General features: G+C 57.0%; 14 protein-coding genes. 5 read left to right on the top strand and 9 right to left on the bottom strand.

What is annotated here, in order from left to right; genetic code table 11:
• Nucleotides 1-37 precede the first annotated feature (37 nt).
• The 8 genes from trxA to regB form a co-directional block, all read right to left on the bottom strand.
• On the bottom strand, nt 38-358 hold the full coding sequence (gene trxA, locus PhaeoP97_RS16835; protein WP_072506060.1) for a thioredoxin: 321 nt from the start codon (nt 356-358) through the stop codon (nt 38-40).
• A gap of 62 nt (nt 359-420) precedes the next feature.
• Complete coding sequence (addA, locus tag PhaeoP97_RS16830) at nt 421-3795, bottom strand: double-strand break repair helicase AddA (protein WP_072506059.1); 3375 nt, start codon at nt 3793-3795, stop codon at nt 421-423.
• Nucleotides 3792-6725, bottom strand: a complete 2934-nt coding sequence (gene addB / locus PhaeoP97_RS16825) for a double-strand break repair protein AddB (RefSeq protein WP_072506058.1) — start codon at nt 6723-6725, stop codon at nt 3792-3794. The genes addA and addB overlap by 4 nt, the downstream gene beginning before the upstream one ends.
• On the bottom strand, nt 6715-7389 hold the full coding sequence (locus PhaeoP97_RS16820) for a nucleotidyltransferase family protein (protein WP_072506545.1): 675 nt from the start codon (nt 7387-7389) through the stop codon (nt 6715-6717). Before PhaeoP97_RS16820 ends, addB begins: the two co-directional genes overlap by 11 nt.
• 23 nt (nt 7390-7412) lie before the next feature.
• Entirely contained in the window at nt 7413-8411 is a 999-nt protein-coding gene (locus tag PhaeoP97_RS16815) for an aminoglycoside phosphotransferase family protein (protein ID WP_072506057.1), read from the bottom strand.
• Nucleotides 8408-8884, bottom strand: a complete 477-nt coding sequence (gene tsaE, locus PhaeoP97_RS16810; RefSeq protein WP_072506056.1) for a tRNA (adenosine(37)-N6)-threonylcarbamoyltransferase complex ATPase subunit type 1 TsaE — start codon at nt 8882-8884, stop codon at nt 8408-8410. Before tsaE ends, PhaeoP97_RS16815 begins: the two co-directional genes overlap by 4 nt.
• Nucleotides 8885-8994: 110 nt before the next feature.
• Nucleotides 8995-10545: a PAS-domain containing protein gene (locus PhaeoP97_RS16805; protein ID WP_072506544.1), complete on the bottom strand. Its 1551-nt coding sequence runs from the start codon at nt 10543-10545 to the stop codon at nt 8995-8997.
• A 92-nt stretch (nt 10546-10637) separates the two neighbouring features.
• Nucleotides 10638-12035, bottom strand: a complete 1398-nt coding sequence (regB, locus tag PhaeoP97_RS16800) for a sensor histidine kinase RegB (RefSeq protein WP_072506055.1) — start codon at nt 12033-12035, stop codon at nt 10638-10640.
• A 379-nt stretch (nt 12036-12414) separates the two neighbouring features.
• Here regB and PhaeoP97_RS16795 point away from each other — a divergent pair, with 379 nt between their 5' ends.
• Nucleotides 12415-13035, top strand: coding sequence for an SCO family protein (locus PhaeoP97_RS16795; protein WP_072506054.1), 621 nt, complete (start codon nt 12415-12417; stop codon nt 13033-13035).
• 82 nt (nt 13036-13117) lie between these two features.
• On the top strand, nt 13118-13672 hold the full coding sequence (locus PhaeoP97_RS16790; protein ID WP_072506053.1) for an ActR/PrrA/RegA family redox response regulator transcription factor: 555 nt from the start codon (nt 13118-13120) through the stop codon (nt 13670-13672).
• 63 nt (nt 13673-13735) lie between these two features.
• On the opposite strand, the gene PhaeoP97_RS16785 is transcribed toward PhaeoP97_RS16790, so the two are convergent.
• Nucleotides 13736-14332 (bottom strand): HD domain-containing protein, encoded by a 597-nt coding sequence (locus PhaeoP97_RS16785; RefSeq protein ID WP_072506052.1) that lies wholly within the window; start codon nt 14330-14332, stop codon nt 13736-13738.
• 249 nt (nt 14333-14581) lie between these two features.
• Here PhaeoP97_RS16785 and PhaeoP97_RS16780 point away from each other — a divergent pair, with 249 nt between their 5' ends.
• The 3 genes from PhaeoP97_RS16780 (at nt 14582) to PhaeoP97_RS16770 (ending at nt 17344) form a co-directional block, all read left to right on the top strand.
• A complete protein-coding gene (locus PhaeoP97_RS16780; protein WP_072506051.1) occupies nt 14582-14896 on the top strand; it encodes a hypothetical protein in 315 nt (104 codons plus the stop codon).
• 143 nt (nt 14897-15039) lie between these two features.
• Complete coding sequence (gene ahcY, locus PhaeoP97_RS16775; RefSeq protein ID WP_072506050.1) at nt 15040-16431, top strand: adenosylhomocysteinase; 1392 nt, start codon at nt 15040-15042, stop codon at nt 16429-16431.
• 253 nt (nt 16432-16684) lie between these two features.
• A complete protein-coding gene (locus PhaeoP97_RS16770; RefSeq protein WP_072506049.1) occupies nt 16685-17344 on the top strand; it encodes a PRC-barrel domain-containing protein in 660 nt (219 codons plus the stop codon).
• Nucleotides 17345-17516 lie beyond the last annotated feature (172 nt).

Genomic DNA, 17516 nt, shown 5'->3' with positions numbered 1-17516 from the left:
GGGACGCCTGTAATGTCTAGTACCTGCTCCATGCGGATCAGATTGAATCGTCAATCCAGCTTTGCAGCGCAGCTTTGGGTGCGGCACCAGAACGATTTGAGACAACCTGGCCATCTTTGAAGATGAACAGCGCTGGAATGCCGCGCACACCCATGGCCGCAGCGGCATTTGGGTTGTTGTCGACATCGACTTTGGCGATTTTGACCTTATCGCCGTATTCAGCGGCCAGCTCTTCCAGAGCGGGGCCAATCTGTTTGCAGGGACCGCACCATTCGGCCCAGAAATCCACGACAACGGGGACTTCGGAGTTCTTTACTTCGGCATCAAAGGTGGCATCGGTTACGGCGACGGTGGACATTGGAATGTCTCCCTAAGAGTGTGGCAGTTCGGTTGTGAACCTATGAATGCCTTAACTGATCGTCAAGGTATCTGGCGGCGTTGAAGGGCCGATGACACAAGATCGTGTGGAAGCCACATCAAGGACGCCGTACGTGTCCACAAGAGAGCGGTGTTGATTTTTCGGTCCGGGTACAGCTTGGCCAGCGCGTGGGCATAGGCCCCCATCTGGCGCAGCAAGCCTTCAGGACATGTCTCTGGGCTTGCGGGAATGCTTGCATTGGATTTGAAATCAACCGCAATCACCTCGTTGGGCGTAACGATCAGTCGGTCAATAACGCCATGCAACCGCACGCCATCCAGATCGGCGGAAATCGCAGTTTCGGCTAATGTTTCGAGGGCAAAGATCTGCTGTAAATCCGGTGCAGTTAGCACTGCCGTGGCTTCCGCCAGCAGCTCGTTTGTTTCTTTGTGATCGGCTAGCAAGGCATTCGCAATACGGATCCAGTCCTCGGCAGGTGCATTGGGGAGGTGCTCCAGCAACAGGTGGAGCCGACTGCCCCGCGCCTTTGCGGCGTCTTCGTCTTTCCCCATCTCACCAGCTAAAGCTTTGGCCCCGCCTAGATCCGATGGGCTGAGCGTGGCGGGGGGCGCCATGTAGGCCGGTGGTGGGGTCAAAAAGACCTCTGGCAATTGTCGCGGGGTGATCATGGTTGGAGGGACCGTATGATAGGGCAACCCATCCCAATCGCCATGTTCAAGCCGCAAGCCAGGGCCGTTTCCAGTGTCGTATTCGACCGCGCCGGCTGATTGCAGGGCATGTTCCACCATCTGATACCAGCTATCCCCGTCTTTCGATAGTTCCCCGGCAGCAGCGACGATCAGCCATTTCTCTGCACGTGTTAGAGCCACATAGAGCAGTCGTAACCGTTCATTTTTCTGCTTTTCCTGTGCCAGTTCGCGGGCAGATTGCATAACCGTTGGCATGTGGGCGCTAGGTAATTTCCACATGGGTCCGCCTTCGGCCCGCATGATCTCATCATCGCGTGGGGGGGTGCGTTTGGCGGTGTCTGGTAGAATGACAATTGGTGCCTCCAGCCCTTTGGAGCCATGCACCGACATCACTCGGATCATGTTTCCTGCCGCACCCATCTGGCGTTTGATTTCCAGATCGTCTGTTTGCATCCAGACCAAAAATCCGGTCAGGCTAGGAATATCCGTGCGCTCATAGGCGAGTGCCTGACTGAGCAGGGCGTTAATACCGTCTTCGGCCTCTGGGCCAAGCCGACCCAGCAGCCTCTGGCGACCGTTGTGGCGCGTCAGAACACGTTCGATCAGGTCGTACGGCCGCACAAAATCGGTTTGCCCACGCAGATCATCCAGAATGGCCATTGTTTCTGGGAATTCTTCCGCCCGGCCCCGCAACGCGGTCCACAGATAGCTGCCGCCGTCCCGCCTATGCGCAAGGTTGAACAGGTCTTGCTCGCCCCAGCCGAACAAGGGGGATTTCAACGCAGACGCCAGTGACAGGGAATCCTCTGGCGTGGCGAGGAAGGACAAAAGTGCTGCAAGATCCTTTACCGCAAGTTCTGCCCCCACCTTAAGTCTGTCGGCGCCGGCGATGGGCAGGCGAGCAGATTTACAGGCGCGAATGATTTCGGAAAACAGTTCTGAGCGGCGTTGCACCAGGATCAGGAAATCGCCGGGCTGAACGGGGCGGCGACGAAAGCTGCCAGGTGTGTCACCATCTTCTGGCAGCGTGATGCCACTGTCGATCATCTCCTTGATCGAGGTGGCGATGCGTTCTGCCAGAATAACTGTGTGATGTCGCGCACCGGGCCGATCCACGGGATCTGTCCAGTCCCTGTCTTCTTCGGCATCTATCTTGTCCACGACTGGCCATAAGTCGACACGTCCTGGCAATTCAGATTTGAACGCCCGATGCAGCACATCCTTGTGAAACCCGGCGCTGGGGCGATCCTTGAATACCAGGTCGACCAAGCCCAGAATTGCAGCAGAGGAGCGAAAGGAAAACTCCAGTGCAGCATTTTGCAGTGCGCTGCCGGTTTCGGCCAATCTGTCGGCAAATTCGGCTTGCATCCTGTCAAAGGCATCCGGATCAGCGCCCTGAAAGGAATATATCGACTGCTTCTTGTCGCCGACCACAAAAATTGTGCGCTCAACATCTGATCGCGCGCCCTCACCTGACGTGAATTCCTGTGCCAGTTTTTCCACGACGTCCCACTGAACGGGGCTTGTGTCCTGTGCTTCATCCACAAGGATATGATCGATCCCGCCATCCAGCCGGTACAGTACCCAAGCCGCCACGGTCGGATCATTTAGCAATTGCCGGGCTTTCAGGATCAAATCGTCGAAATCAAGCCAACCACGCAGCTGTTTGCGTCGTTCATATTCCGGCAGAAATGCGGCTGCGAAATGGTGCAAGACCTCGGATTTATCAACTGCAGCAAGGGCGAGGCGCTGGGCGCGGGCATCCTCCACCCGTCGCATCAGTGGTTCCAGTTGGTCCATCAGCGAAATGTTTTCTTCGCGCAGTTTCTTTGTAGGGAAACTGTTGATCTTGGCACTAAAGGGAGCTTTGGCGGCAGCTCCGGTCAGAAAAACAGACTCTAATATTGGAAGGTCAGCCAGAGAAAGGGTGCTGATTGAGCGCAGCTTAGCAGCCGCTTTGGCATCATTTGCGCCGCCTTGTTCCAGCATGGCGCAGGTTCGCGCCAGTAGATCCTGCTCGCCTCCCAGAAAGACGCAGCTTTCTAACGCAGTCGCGTTGAAACCAAGTGGTAGACCAAACAGGGTCAGCAGGCCCTCGCGATCCAGTGGCGTGTCGAAATCCGCGCGTCTTTGGCAAATAGCAGCCGTCAACGTATCAAAATCACTGTCCGTCACCAGATGGGCCAGTCGCTGGATCAATTTGACATGAGTGGCAAAATCGCCTTGTCCCCGTGCAAAATCCTCGACGATTTCGGCGCGCAAAAGGATCGCGGCGCGATCTTCCATTTCTGAGAATTGCGGGCTCACTCCAGCCTCTAGCGGGAAACGTCGCAACAATGATGCACAGAAAGAGTGGATCGTCTGGATTTTCAGCCCGCCGGGGGTTTCAATTGCTCGGGCAAAGAGTGTGCGGGCCTGCGCCATCCCGTCATGGGAAATCGCATCTGTCGCGCCCAGATCAGTCAGCGCTTTGGTCAAATCCGCATCCGCCAGCATTGCCCATTCACCCAACCGTTTGAACAGGCGGTTCTGCATCTCACTGGCAGCAGCTTTTGTATAGGTCAGACAAAGGATGTGCTGCGGCTGCACGCCTCGTAGCAGCAGGCGGGCCACGCGATCGGTCAGCACCTTGGTCTTGCCAGATCCCGCATTGGCCGCAAGCCAGGTGGAGGCATCGGGGCGCGCAGCGCGAAACTGTGCTTCTGAGGCAGCGTCGCGGGCAGTCATGTCAGAGTCTCCGGTTCCGGGATATCGCTTCGATCCCATTCGCCATAGCGTGCCAGATGGTCATAGTCACCGGTCTGGGTGTCCTGAAACACCATACGGCGGCTGCTATACCCCAAGTCCGGCTCAAAATAGGCGCCGATCAATTTGGTCAGCTCCTCCCAGACCTTAGCTGGCGGTTCATCCAAAAGCGGGGCTTGGACCTCTTTCAATGGGCTTTTGAGACCAAGGAACAGCGCCCGCTCAACCCGACCGGTTCCATAGCGTTCAAAGGCGCCACGTTCAGCCATCGCGGCCTCAATCAGTAGCTGTTTTTCGAACGCCTTCTGTTGGTTTTCGGACGGTGGATCGCCGGTTTTATAATCAAAGAGATGCAGTCCGCCGCGGTCATCTACGTCAATCCGGTCAGCGGTGCCTGCGATTTCAAAATCATGTGGGGTTACGCGTACAGCGCCTGATACCTCAAACCCAGAGGGGTGGGCATTGGCCCGTCGCACATGCTCGCCGACAATGAAATCTTCTGCAATGCGTTCCAGTCGTGCGAACCACAAACTACGCGCTACGGGCCATGGAACTTTCGCCTCTAGATGCGCCGCCGCAGTTTCCAAAAAACAATGTTCCGTTAGCCTGCTTGGATCGGCAACGGTGGATTTGATGAAATCCTCAAGGATTTTATGCAGCACAATCCCACGCAGCAGTGCGTCGGGTTCCTGCACTAGCGGGTCAAGCGGGCGCAGTTTCAAAACATGTTTTGCGTAGATCGCATAAGGATCACGGATCAGTCGCGGAATTTCAGTGATGGTCAGTCTGCGGGGCCGCGCCGTTACGGGGGGGCGTGGCGCTGGGCGTTTGGCGGCCGCAGCGGGTGTAGGTACTTCCAGCGCTTCGGCCCAATCAAGCCATTTGCGGCCACGTAGCTGCATATCGGATAATGCCTCAGGCCCACCTTGTTCTGGCAAGCCGGACAAGAGATTGGTCATACGGTTCAGCCAGCGTGATGGCACGGTGTCGGCTTCATCCGAGCGTTTGGAACGGGTTAGCCAGACCTCGGGTGCGGCGACAGCCTGCTGGAAATCATGCGCGGATAGGCCAATGCGCCGCTCCGGCAGTAAAAGCCCTGCCTGATGGCGCAGTTGGCGATTGAGCCACGGATCAGGAGCCGCAGCCTCGGGCCAGCTGCCTTCATTCAGCGCGCCAAGAATGACCAGATCTGCGCCATGAACACGCGCCTCCAGCGTGCCCCATATCAGGATCGACCCATAGGGCGCATCTCGGTCACGAACCTCGCCTTGGGACAACAGTGCGTGCAGCAGATCGGCAAAGTCACGGGCGGTCATGTCACCGCCATAGGGGGCTTCGGCCTCTAGATTGGCGATGATTTTCAGCGCCGCCTGCCCCGCCTTTTTATCCCAGACGCCGCCATTTTTTGGATTCTGACTGCCACGGCTGATTTCTTCAGCCTGTTGACGCAGGTCGTGGACCCATTGGCAAAGCGGGCGGGTGCCGGTCACGGGCTGGTCGGCAAAGCACCGGGCCAGCCAATGGGTCCAGCCAGGCATCAACTCTCGCCCGATCTCAAACGCGGCGAAACTGTCGGCGTCGGGAAATGGCGGACCGTATCGGCGCAGGCGCAGCTCCAATTCGCGGGTATGGCGCAGGTGATCACCGCGCCCTGCACCATCATGACACAGCGGATGTTTCAACAGTGTCAGCAGGCTGTCGCACTGCAGCGGTTTGCAAAACAGTTCTGCGATATGGCGCAGAAAGCGACCGGGCGGCGATAGTTGGAGCGGTTGTCCGGCAGAGTCATCGGGCAGGATATCCCAACGGTCCAATGCCGAGGCAACTTGTCGTGTCAACATGCGATCGGGTGTGATCAACGCGGCGGTCTGCCCGTCCTCTGCCGCTTGCCGCAGCCGTAACGCGATGGCCAGCGCTTCGGAGCGAGGGCTCGGGGCCTCGACCAGTGTGACATTGGCCGTCGCTTGATCAATGTCGCACAAATCAGGGCCTTCGCGCATCCAGGCATCGGTTACAGGCGCTGGGCGCAGGGCCAAAGACATGAGCCGATTGCGCGGACGCGAAGCAGGTGCAGTGTCGATCCACGGTTGGATATCCTGCGGCCTCATACTCAGGTCGTGCATCAGCTTAAAGAAACGATATTGAGGATGGTCCTCAGAACTGAGCGCGTCAGCGAGCGTTTCCCAGGCATGATCCGGTTGCTCACCGTCGTAGCCGGGCAGGATCACGGCACCCTGCGGCAGCTTGGCGATCGCCTCCATCAGCATTAGTGTGGTACCCCGCGATCCGGTCGACCCTGCAAGTATAACTGGGTGTTGAGGAGGGTTGTCCTGCCAATCTTCAATCAAATCCAGCACCACCTGCCGCTGTCGGGCTTGTGGGTCCATCGCGCCACCATGGGTTTCGGCAAATTCATCGGCGATCCCAATAAAGGCCTGCGCCCGCGCCCAATGGCCAGACATATCCGAGACATCCAGTGATCTGATCGTCTCGGGAGTGACCCCTTCCCCCTGCATTTCGTCAAATAGTGCTGCAAGGCTATCGGACAGGTCATAGAGCGAGGAGCGCGCAGCCAGATCAGGTTGTGCATCCAATAGTTTGGCGATCAGCTGTGACAGTTCCAGCCGGCGTCGCAAAGGCGGCAGCGAGGGTGGCAAACCCCGCAACGTGGCACGGCGGTCCAGATCGGTCAGCAGCGAAATGCGAGGCAGCAGCAATGCTGGACCGTGGTCAAAAAGTTTCCTGACCCTCCGAGCCATTCGTGCTGTATTGATGATCAATTCCACTCGCGCCAGTGCCTCGGGTGCGGTGCCATCACTGCGCGCGACCAGCCCGTCCACCAGCGCGCGCGGAAAATCGACGCCGCAGGGGACGGCAAACAGGCGCGGGATGTCTTGGGGCTCAAATCTCATGTCGTGCTATCAGTTCCTCGGCTAGGGGGATCCCTTCGGGGGTGCCGACATCGCACCAATGGCCGTGATACTCCAGTGCAAAGAGGCGTTGGTTCTGTGCCATTTGATCCCAAAGCAGATTGAGAGAGAACACCGGCTCGGCAACGGTGGCAAGCCTATCGGTACGCAAGAGCTGCACACCGCCATAGACCAGATCCCCACCGCGCCCAATTCGCCCAAAGGCATCGGTATGAAAATCACCGCCACCGCTACGCCCGATGGTGCGTCCTATCGGTATGCAAGCCAAGAGCGCATCCATGCGGTCCGGATCCCACGCGCGCATCAGCAGCGACAGCGGATTGGGCCCGGCCCAGACGACATCGGGATTCATGGTAAACACCGGGCCTGCATCAGTGCCAAGCAACGGCAGTGCTTGTCGCAAACCACCACCGGTGTCGAGGATGTCGGGCGCCTCATGACTGAGTTGAACATTGGTATCTGCAAGGTATTGCGCCAAAACCTCCGCCTTGTAGTGGGTGTTGATCACAATGCGGCTTGGATCGACCGCACGTGCCATATCTAGCGCGCGGTCGATCAAGGGGCGGCCAGATACCGGGATCATTGGCTTGGGCTGTGTCTGGGTTAGATGCCGCATCCTGGTGCCGAACCCGGCAGCAAAGATCATGACGGGAAAGCCATCACTCGCCATTAGCCGCGCAACCTGTCCAGAACATCGGGTGTTGGTGCTTGGATTTCCTGATGCAGGAATTCGGCCAGTGGTGCCATCGCAGGATGATCCAACCCGCGCCGGAAGTGATCCCAGACACGGGGAATCAAATCGACGTACTGTGGCTTGCCATAGTCACAACTAAGCCGGGCAAATACGCCCAATATACGGAGGTTTCGTTGTACCCCCAGCACGGCATAGGCAGCGCGGAAACTGCTGTCATTCACACCGGTCGCCGCGATATAGCGGTCGATCATCTGCATTTCGATGGCCGCGGGCACATCGCGGCGGGCATCTTGTAGCATTGAAACCAGATCATAGGCGCGGTGACCGGCGCGGGCCGCCTGAAAGTCCAGTAGGCCAACGCGCGCAATGCCTTCACGTTCTGGCAACCATATCAGGTTTTCAGCGTGATAATCTCGCTGCACCAGTACGACATCGCCCTTGGTTGTGCCCCGCAGGATGTCCTCAAACTGGTCGGTAAAGCGGGCTAAATGGTCTGGTGATTGGTCATTTTGGATGACATCCCGGTATTTTTCAAACACCAACCCAGACAGTTCGGCCATCAGGCGTGGGCCAAGGGGTTCAAGCTCAGGCATCGGCGCATTGTGCAAGGTGATCAGTACATCGGTTGCCGCCTCATATAGCGACTGCTCCTGCTTTGGGTTTTTGGCCATAACACGTGTAAAAAGTGCATCTCCAAGATCTTCGATCATCAGGAACCCATGGTCGTGGTCCTCGGCCAGGACTTCAGGGGCGCTCAAGCCTTGTTTCCGCAGGTAGGCGGCGATCTGTACAAATGGCGCGACATCTTCACCCTGGTCTGGTGGGGCGTCCATCAAGACCACCGCCCTACCGTCGTCGCTGTGTAACCTTTCATACCGGCGGTTCGAGGCATCGCCAGCAAGCGGTGTTCGCGACCAGTCACGCCATGGCGTATTGGTCAGAAAAGAAGTGATCAGCTGTTCTCGGTCGGTCATGTTAAAATCTGCTTCATCAGAGGGTCCCAGCGCGGATCGGTCCAGCGCAGTGTTGCAATACGCCCATCGTGGTTCACGTGATCCAGTGCAAGCGAGATGCGCAGCGCTGACGCGGGTGTCAGTTCGGCCAGCCTGTCGGGCCATTCGATCAGGCAAACGGCCGTCTCAAAGGCAGAAACCAGTCCCAGCTCCTCGATCTCGTCTAGCGAGGACAGGCGATAAAGATCGGCGTGCCAAAGCTCGGACCTGGGTAGATCATAGGTCTGGACAAGCGTGAACGTGGGGGAGGGGACATCTTCGTGGATGGCCATCTGCGATTGTATCAGGCTGCGGGCAAAATGGGTTTTACCTGCGCCGATGATACCGTCGAGCAGTAGACAGTCACCGGGCGTGAGGAACATGCCAATTCGGTTTGCCAGCTTTGCGGTGGCGTCGGGCGAGGGGAGGTCGATTTGGATCGTCTGGGCTGTCATGTGGCGACAATGCCGCCCTGTGCGCGGCGCTGCAAGTCGGATCGAGAAAGCCCGGCTGTTAACCGGGCTTTCTCTGCGAAACCAAACTGCTTGGGGAGGTTTGGGTGAGGTTATTTTTCCTGATTTTTGATGGCAAAGCGCTGCTGTTCGACGGGCGCAGGATCAGGATCCGGCGCCCGGAAGCTCACCATGGTGGCTCCGTTCTGGATGGCGCTGACCTTGCAGACCAATGGCGTGCCGTTGCGCAGCTGAACATTGGCCCACCAGGGGGCTCGGCTGTCGCTGCCTGCCACAAAATCGCGGATCTCGCCCCAGGCAGGGGTCGCAGCGCACAGGTCTTGCCAGATACGGCTGGAGTCCATGATGGTGATTTTGGCAAAGCTGCCGTCGGGATCCATCTGCCAGAGATCGTGATAGGCCGCGTTGGAAAATGTCATCGTGCCATCATTGGCAAAGACCGCAATTGCCTCGTCCATTTGGTCCATGATCGACTGGCCCATTTCCAGTTCAGAGCGGAATTGGCGGGTCAGCGTGATTTCGGCGGTGATGTCCTCGAATAAGAAGGCAATTGCGCCATCTGGGTGCGGTCGGCCAGACACCGAGTAGACTGAACCCGACGGCAGCGACCATGTTTCCTGATAGCGGCCTTCGGCAGCCGCCTCTAGCAGATCGGCCATCTGGTGGCGCCAGCTTGAATAATTCTTGGGTTCCGGCATCATCCGTTGGTCACGCAGCCGGTCAAAAAACGTAAGGAGATTGGGGCGCGAACTAAGAAAATTCGCGGGCAGGGCAGTTAGGTCGATGAGCACTGGGTTAAACAGCACCAGCTGACGGTTGCGATCGAAAATGGCCAGCCCAATGGATAGCTGAGCAAAGGTTTTGGCCAGGGTCTGTACGAAATTGCGCTGGGCGATTTCGGCGTCAACGACCGCATTTACATCCACGGCGTGACACAGCCATCCGGCCTCAGTCTCGGTGGTGGAGATATTGTACCACAGCTTCTTTTTGCTCTCGGGTAGAGGAATCGCAATTCGCTCCGGCTTGCCGCTGGCCATTGGGTCGTCCAGATCAGTGAACAGAGGTTCGGCAAAATCCACATTTCGACCGCGGATCTTCTGGCTAAGGTCATCATAGGCCAGATTGGACCATGTCACGGCACCACCATCCGACTGCAGCCAGACCGGGTATGGCGCCTGATGCACGGCGGAACGCAATGTGGTCAGCTCCTGATCGATGCTGTGGTTCTGTTCCTCGGATGTGGTGCTGCGCAACTGCACGCGGGTCACACCGTCGATCCACTCGCAAAGCGCCTCGCGGCTTTCGGCATTTGCGGTGCCGGACAGGACCAGTGGACCCACGTCTTTCAGGAAGCCTGGGGATTGTGGCAGACCCGGATAGCTGCGGGCCAATTGTTCACGTAGGTTCGCCCAGCTGAAATTCTCAGCCTGTTCACCAATGAAGCGACGCGCGCCTGACGACCAGCCGATCAGTGTGGTGTCGTCAAACAGAAACACCGCGTCCGAGCGCCCGTCGCCTTGAAGTAGGTCCTGCTCGAACCCTTTGGGTTTGGGGTTGGGAGAAAGCCACCAAACAGCGGCCGCTGCTGTCGCCACACAAAGCGTCGCCAATACAAGCCAATCAGTAGATAGGATCTGCTGCATGATGTTCATTACCCACAAGTGTTTCACTCTCCCGACTGATGTTTCCCGATAATGGTTAAATGAAGTTTAATTGGTTGCCTAAAAGTGAATAGTTAAATTTCTATACGTTTATTTTCTCCGATTGGAACGGCATTTTCCCCCGTAAGAGCGTCAATCTTGCTACGCGGCCAGGTGACTTGCACCAAGGCACCTCGACGCGCAGGATCACGAGACAGCGTTTGGTTGGGATCGGAGCCATTGGCGAATGTCAGCTGTGCACCGCTGCGTTCCAGCAATGTCTTTGCTATGAATAGGCCTAGCCCCATGCCTTCGTATTCGGGCCGCTGACGCCGATCGCTGTCGCTGCGCCGACGACGCATAAAGGGGTCTCCGATCCGGCCGAGCAAATGTGAGGGATAACCCCGCCCATTGTCACTGATGCGTAAGGTGATGGTTTCGTCACTCCAACTGGCGTCGATCCAGACGGTTGTACGGGCAAAGTCCACCGCATTCTGGACCAAGTTGCGCAGACCGTGGATGATTTCTGGCTGACGCAGGATGGTGGGGTGCTGCGGGTTGCCATCGCTTTCCGGGGCTTCTTCAAAGATGACGGTCTTGCCGCGGTACATATGCGGCTCGGCTGCTTCGTTTATCACGGTGGATAGAGGGGCTTGCCGCAGATGTAGATCGTCCTTTCCGGCGCGCCCCATGCTGCGCAGGATATCACGGCATCGGTCGGCCTGTTCACGGATCAGAACGGCGTCTTCTCGCAGATCGGCTCTGTCATCCAGTTCATCTATCAGCTCTGCACTGGCCAGTTTGATTGTGGCCAATGGTGTGCCCAGCTCATGCGCCGCGGCAGCCACCACACCGCCAAGATCGGTCAACTTTTGTTCGCGCGACAGGGCCATCTGGGTTGCGGCCAGCGCATCAGACATCGACCGGATCTCGGCGCTGATGCGATAGGAGTAGGCGCCGATGAACAACACCGCAATCACGATAGCGGTCCAATTGCCGAACACAAAGATGTCCGGCACCCGCAGCACAAAACCTTGCGGTGTGCGCAGGGGTAGGTGAAACTCGGCAAGCAATGTCACAAGGATAATCGCCGTTGCGCCAATGATCAGCGTGGATCGCAGTCGCATCATTGAGGCGGAGATGGTCACCGGCCCTAGCACCAGCAATGCAAAGGGGTTGTTCAATCCGCCAGTCAGGTAGAGCAGAAAGTTCAGCTGCAAGAGATCGAAGAGAACCATCAAAAAATTCTCGAATTCTGACAGACGCTTATTCTGGGGAAACAGGATAATGGCAATCAGGTTACCCAGCACCGAAACGCCAATCGCAATATAGCACAGTACCAGTTCTAGCTGCAGGTTATAGAGCTGCTGCGCCACGGTGATGGCCGAAATCTGGCCGACAATAGCAACCCAACGCAGAAGGATCAGCGTGCGCAGCCGGATCCAGTGGCTGCGCTCCTGACCGCTGAGCAGATCTATGTTTGTTGCGCTCATATCGCTCTCCGTAGCGAAGGGGCTGGGGCCGCCGTTGGGCCGATTGCAGGATGGCTGACACAGGGCCAGGTCCCAAACAAGCCAAAACCCAAAGGGTGCGCTATCCTTGCACTGATGGCGAACACAGACAATTGATCAGCGCCGAAGGCCCCGCGTAGGGTTGCGTCATGGCGTCATTGTATCAACTGCTGCTGCGCTGATTTGTCCGTCTGGTCATTGGGCTATGTGCTGGGATAGGTCAAACACCGCGCAGGATCACTAGGATTATTCCGGGATGACGTGTGGCAGGCAGCCCGTGCCGCCCGTTGCATCAGCTGAAATTCTTGGTAGGTCTGGCGCAAACTGCTGACCAACCCTTTCTAGCGCAAAGTGTGATCTCATGACCCGTCTCTATGCCATTCTCGCTGCCGTTTTTGTTGCTGCCCTCGTGGGTGGCGCCTGGTTTGCATCGCGCGGCGGTGATCGAGACGATCAGTTCTCGCAGTGCCGCAGTAGCAAGATCGCGGGTGGTTCTGACACCATTGGGGGCCCGTTTGAATTACTGAATGCCAACGGCGAAACGGTCACCGACAAGGATGTAATTACCAAACCGTCGCTGGTGTATTTTGGCTACACGTTCTGCCCGGATGTCTGCCCCCTTGATGTGGCGCGCAATGCTGAGACAATCGACCTGCTGGACGACCGGGGCCTGGACGTGACACCGGTGTTCATCTCCGTCGATCCGGAACGCGATACACCCGAGGTGGTGGGCGATTTTGCTGCAAATCTGCATGAACGTATGATCGGGCTGACCGGGTCGCTAGAGCAGGTCAAGGCCGCCAGCCGTGCTTACAAGACCTATTACAAGAAGCAAGACGGTGACGAAGACTATTATCTTGTTGATCACTCGACCTTTTCCTATCTGGTGCTGCCAGACGTGGGATTCGTTGAATTCTTCCGCAGAGATGAAACTCCGGAGCAAATCGCAGACAAGGTCGGCTGTTTCGTGGAAAACCTGTAAACTGGATGAGGATTTGACGTTTCCGGGGCACGACGTAATATCAATCTTCACGACCTGACGACAATTCGGGGAGACCGACAGTATGGGCGAAGCTGCTATGCAGGAGATAGGACCGGACAAGACACTCTTGCTGGTTGATGACGATGAACCCTTTCTGCGACGCTTGGCAAAAGCCATGGAAAAACGCGGCTTTGAGGTTGAAACTGCCGGCTCAGTGGCTGCTGGTAGTGCCATTGTGACCGCCCGCCCACCTGCTTTTGCGGTTGTGGATCTGCGGCTTGAGGACGGCAACGGGCTAGATGTGGTGGAGATTTTGCGTGAACGTCGGCCTGACAGCCGGGTCGTTGTTCTGACAGGCTATGGCGCCATCGCGACTGCCGTAGCAGCAGTGAAAATTGGTGCGACAGACTATCTATCTAAGCCCGCAGATGCCACGGATATCATGAACGCGCTGATCGCCAACGAGGAAGAGCTGCCGCCGCCTCCAGAAAACCCGATGAGCGCCGACCGTGTGCGCTGGGAGCATATTCAGCGGGTCTACGAACTATGTGATCGCAATGTGTCGGAGACAGCGCGGCGTCTCAATATGCACCGTCGCACCTTGCAACGCATTCTCGCCAAACGCAGTCCTAAGTAATCTACAGACAGCCTCTCTACCCGAAAGGGGGTGGATGCGGCTGTCGGTGATTTCGGTTGGCCCCTACAGCTGCGCTAAGAGATGAGCATGGCGAGCGACATAATCCTTACGTACCTCTACCGGGGGGCGCAGACGGATCGATAGCCCGGTTAATATTGTCTGATCCGGTTTGCCAAACAGGCGGTCTGCCTCGCTGCGCGAAAATCCAGCGATCTCTATTGCCTCCATCCAGGCGCTGATCCGATCCGCTTTCTTGATTTGGGCTTTTTCTGTCTTGGGCAACGTGGCGGGTAGGCCAAAACGGATATGGATCGCTGCGGTCAAACGCTGATCCAATTCGCCGTAGCTAGGGCCAACGGCGTTTTTCACCGGCGAAATCATATCCCCAATTACATATTCCGGTGCATCATGCAGGAGAGCTGCCAACTGCCAGCGTACCGGGGTTTTCGGGTTGAGACGGCAATAAATCCTTTCCACCAACAGTGAATGTTCAGCCACTGAATAGGCAAAGTCCCCAATAGTCTGCCCATTCCAGCGTGCCACAAAGGCCAGACCGTGGGCAATGTCTTCGATCTCGACATCCACCGGTGTGGGATCCAGTAAATCCAACCGGCGGCCAGACAGCATCCGTTGCCAGGCGCGAGGGGGCTTTGGGGGCATGATCTGTCCCTTCTATTGACAGTATGCCCTGACTAGCCGGCGGTTTGCCTCGGCGCAATTCTCTGTTGGAAATGACGGCGATGAACCGGGCTGTCGGCCAGCCATTCACACGGCATTACCACAAACAGTTGACCAACTGGCATTTGAATAAGCCCCAGTCGGCCCCAATATTAATAGAGACGACTGGGGCTCTTGCCCCCTTTGGCGAGCCTCTTTCGTGACACCCTGCGTAAACGGAAGGAGATCGCTATGTTTAAACGTCTTGTCTGCACATCGCTCATCTTTGGAATGCTTGCGACCGCACCGCCTGTGCTGGCCGCAGGTTGTAGCCCTCGTGATCATCTGGTGGACCGCCTGCAATCCTCGTACGCGGAGCATTTGAGGGCGGGTGGCTTACAGACCAGTCAACCGACGTCCACTTTGATTGAATTCTGGGCCTCAGAGACAACCGGCACCTTTACAGTGCTGGTTTCCCATCCCAACGGGCTCAGCTGTGTGGTTGCGTCAGGCACCGGGTTTTTCCAATTAATGGAACAGCCAAGGGTGACTGAAAGCCCAAGCTGACCTGTCCCCCCGGACCGTTGGGAGGGCCGGGGCGCGCAGCCGCTGACTGTCGCGCCCCGGCGCCTTTGGGCATCTTCGTTGCTTATAAACTATTGCGGTGTTACCTGCTGCGATAGAAAAACGTAACCGGAATGGAGCACGCAATGCCCGTGGATTATATCGTCAAGGACATCGCGCTGGCCGAGTTTGGCCGCAAGGAACTGGACATCGCTGAGACCGAAATGCCGGGGCTGATGGCCTTGCGCGACGAATACGGTGACAGTAAGCCACTGAAAGGGTCACGGATCGTCGGCTCGCTGCACATGACCATCCAAACTGCGGTGCTGATCGAAACGCTGGTGGCACTGGGCGCTGATGTGCGCTGGGCATCCTGCAACATCTTCTCGACACAGGATCACGCAGCGGCCGCAATTGCTGCTGGTGGCACGCCGGTCTTTGCAATCAAGGGCCAGACCCTTGTAGAGCATTGGGATTATCTGGATCGTTCTTTCCAGTTCCCCGAAGGTGCAAACCTGATCTTGGACGATGGAGGTGACGCGACACTTTACGTGCTGCTGGGCGCGCGCGTAGAGGCGGGCGAGACAGATCTGATCGAAATCCCCACCTCGGAAGAGGAAGAGGCGATCTTTAGCCAGATCAAGAAGCGTATGGCGGAAAGCCCGGGCTGGTTCACCAAAACCCGCGAGGCCATCAAAGGTGTCTCCGAAGAAACCACCACCGGTGTCCACCGTCTGTATGAGTTGGTGAAAGAGGGTCAGCTGCCCTTCCCAGCGATTAATGTGAACGATTCGGTGACCAAGTCGAAGTTCGACAACAAATACGGCTGTAAGGAATCGCTGGTAGACGGTATCCGCCGCGCGACCGACACCATGATGGCCGGCAAGGTCGCAGTGGTTTGCGGTTATGGTGACGTTGGCAAGGGGTCTGCCGCCTCGCTGCGCGGCGCTGGCGCGCGCGTTAAGGTGACTGAAGTAGATCCGATTTGCGCCTTGCAGGCAGCTATGGATGGTTTTGAGGTTGTTGTGCTGGAGGACGTCGTTGATAGCGCCGATATCTTCATCACTACCACCGGCAACAAAGACGTGATCCGTATCGAGCATATGCGTGAGATGAAGGACATGGCGATTGTTGGCAACATTGGCCACTTCGACAACGAAATCCAGGTGGCCAATCTCAAAAACCACAAGTGGACCAACATCAAGGAGCAGGTCGACATGATCGAAATGCCTTCGGGCAATCGTCTCATCCTGCTCTCCGAAGGTCGCCTGTTGAACCTTGGCAACGCAACCGGGCACCCGTCTTTTGTGATGTCGGCCTCCTTCACCAACCAGGTTCTGGCTCAGATTGAGCTGTGGACGCGTGGTGAAAACTACAAGAACGATGTCTACATCCTGCCCAAGCATCTGGACGAGAAAGTCGCCCGCCTGCATCTTGACCGGATTGGCGTGAAACTGTCGAAACTGGCGCCAGAGCAGGCCGCCTATATCGGCGTCACGCCCGAGGGTCCGTTCAAGCCGGAACACTACCGCTACTGATAGGTTTCTTGCCTGCGCCTGCTGGGCTGTAATCATCATGCACTGCACCCCGCCATTGGCGGGGTGTTTTCGTTCAAACACTTGTTTTCACGTTACCATCTGAACGAAATACCTCGGCGCGAGACATGCGCACAAACGCAATATCGTGTCGAAAGGTTCCAAGAATTTGACGTCAATATCCAGGATATTTGTCGGAACGTTTGCGACCGTGGCAGCGTTTGATTTCCGTACTTCAACTGACGGAGAGAACAACATGACCGAACAGAAAACCAAGACCCGTATTCTTGCTGGTGTAACTGCTGCAGCGCTGATGACTGGTGCCGGTATTGCACAGGCGGGCACCTCCGTACCGCGCGGCGAATCCAAGACTGACGCAGCGATCGAAACGGTCGGTGCTCAAGACGTCACCGGCAGCGCGTCTATCAATTCCACCGAGGGCACCACCATCCCACGTGGTGAGTACAAGGTCGATGGTACTGTTGAAACCGTAGGCGACGAAACCCCTGCGGATGGTAATGAAACCGTCAATGTAAGCTCTGACGCTTCCACCACCATCCCTCGCGGTGAGTATGATGCCTCTGATGCTGCCGGCGAGCCTTTGCCGCCATTGGATGAAATGACTGTAGCTGACCTGATTGGCAAAAATGTGTTCAGCGTGACCGGCAAAGACGTTGGCGAAATCGACTATGTGATCGAACAGGACGGTAAAGTCGCGGGCGTGATCGGTGTTGGTGGTTTTCTCGGGCTGAATGAATACACGGTGGCGGTGCCATTTTCCGACATGGACTTCACCCGCAATGGGCAACTGAAACTGAACTCCGAAACCGAAGCCAGCCTGCGGTCCATGCCTGAGATCAACGAAGACATGATTAAGCCGCTGCAAGATGACCGTCTGATCGGCGGTCGCGTATAAAGGGGCCTTATCTCACTTCGGGAGTTACACCGAGGTGTTGCCCATAGGTTTCGGCGCTCCCTTAAGGGGGCGCCATCTTGGTGACCAGGGGGCGGTCTGTGCGCTGTAAGCTTGCGGAAATGAGCGTATTTCACAGAAATTCCCAGTTGCCCTGCACCGTTCTACGGCTAAG

The organism is Phaeobacter porticola, assembly GCF_001888185.1.
Classification (GTDB): Bacteria; Pseudomonadota; Alphaproteobacteria; order Rhodobacterales; family Rhodobacteraceae; genus Phaeobacter; species Phaeobacter porticola.
This window is presented reverse-complemented; position numbering and strand designations above follow the sequence as displayed.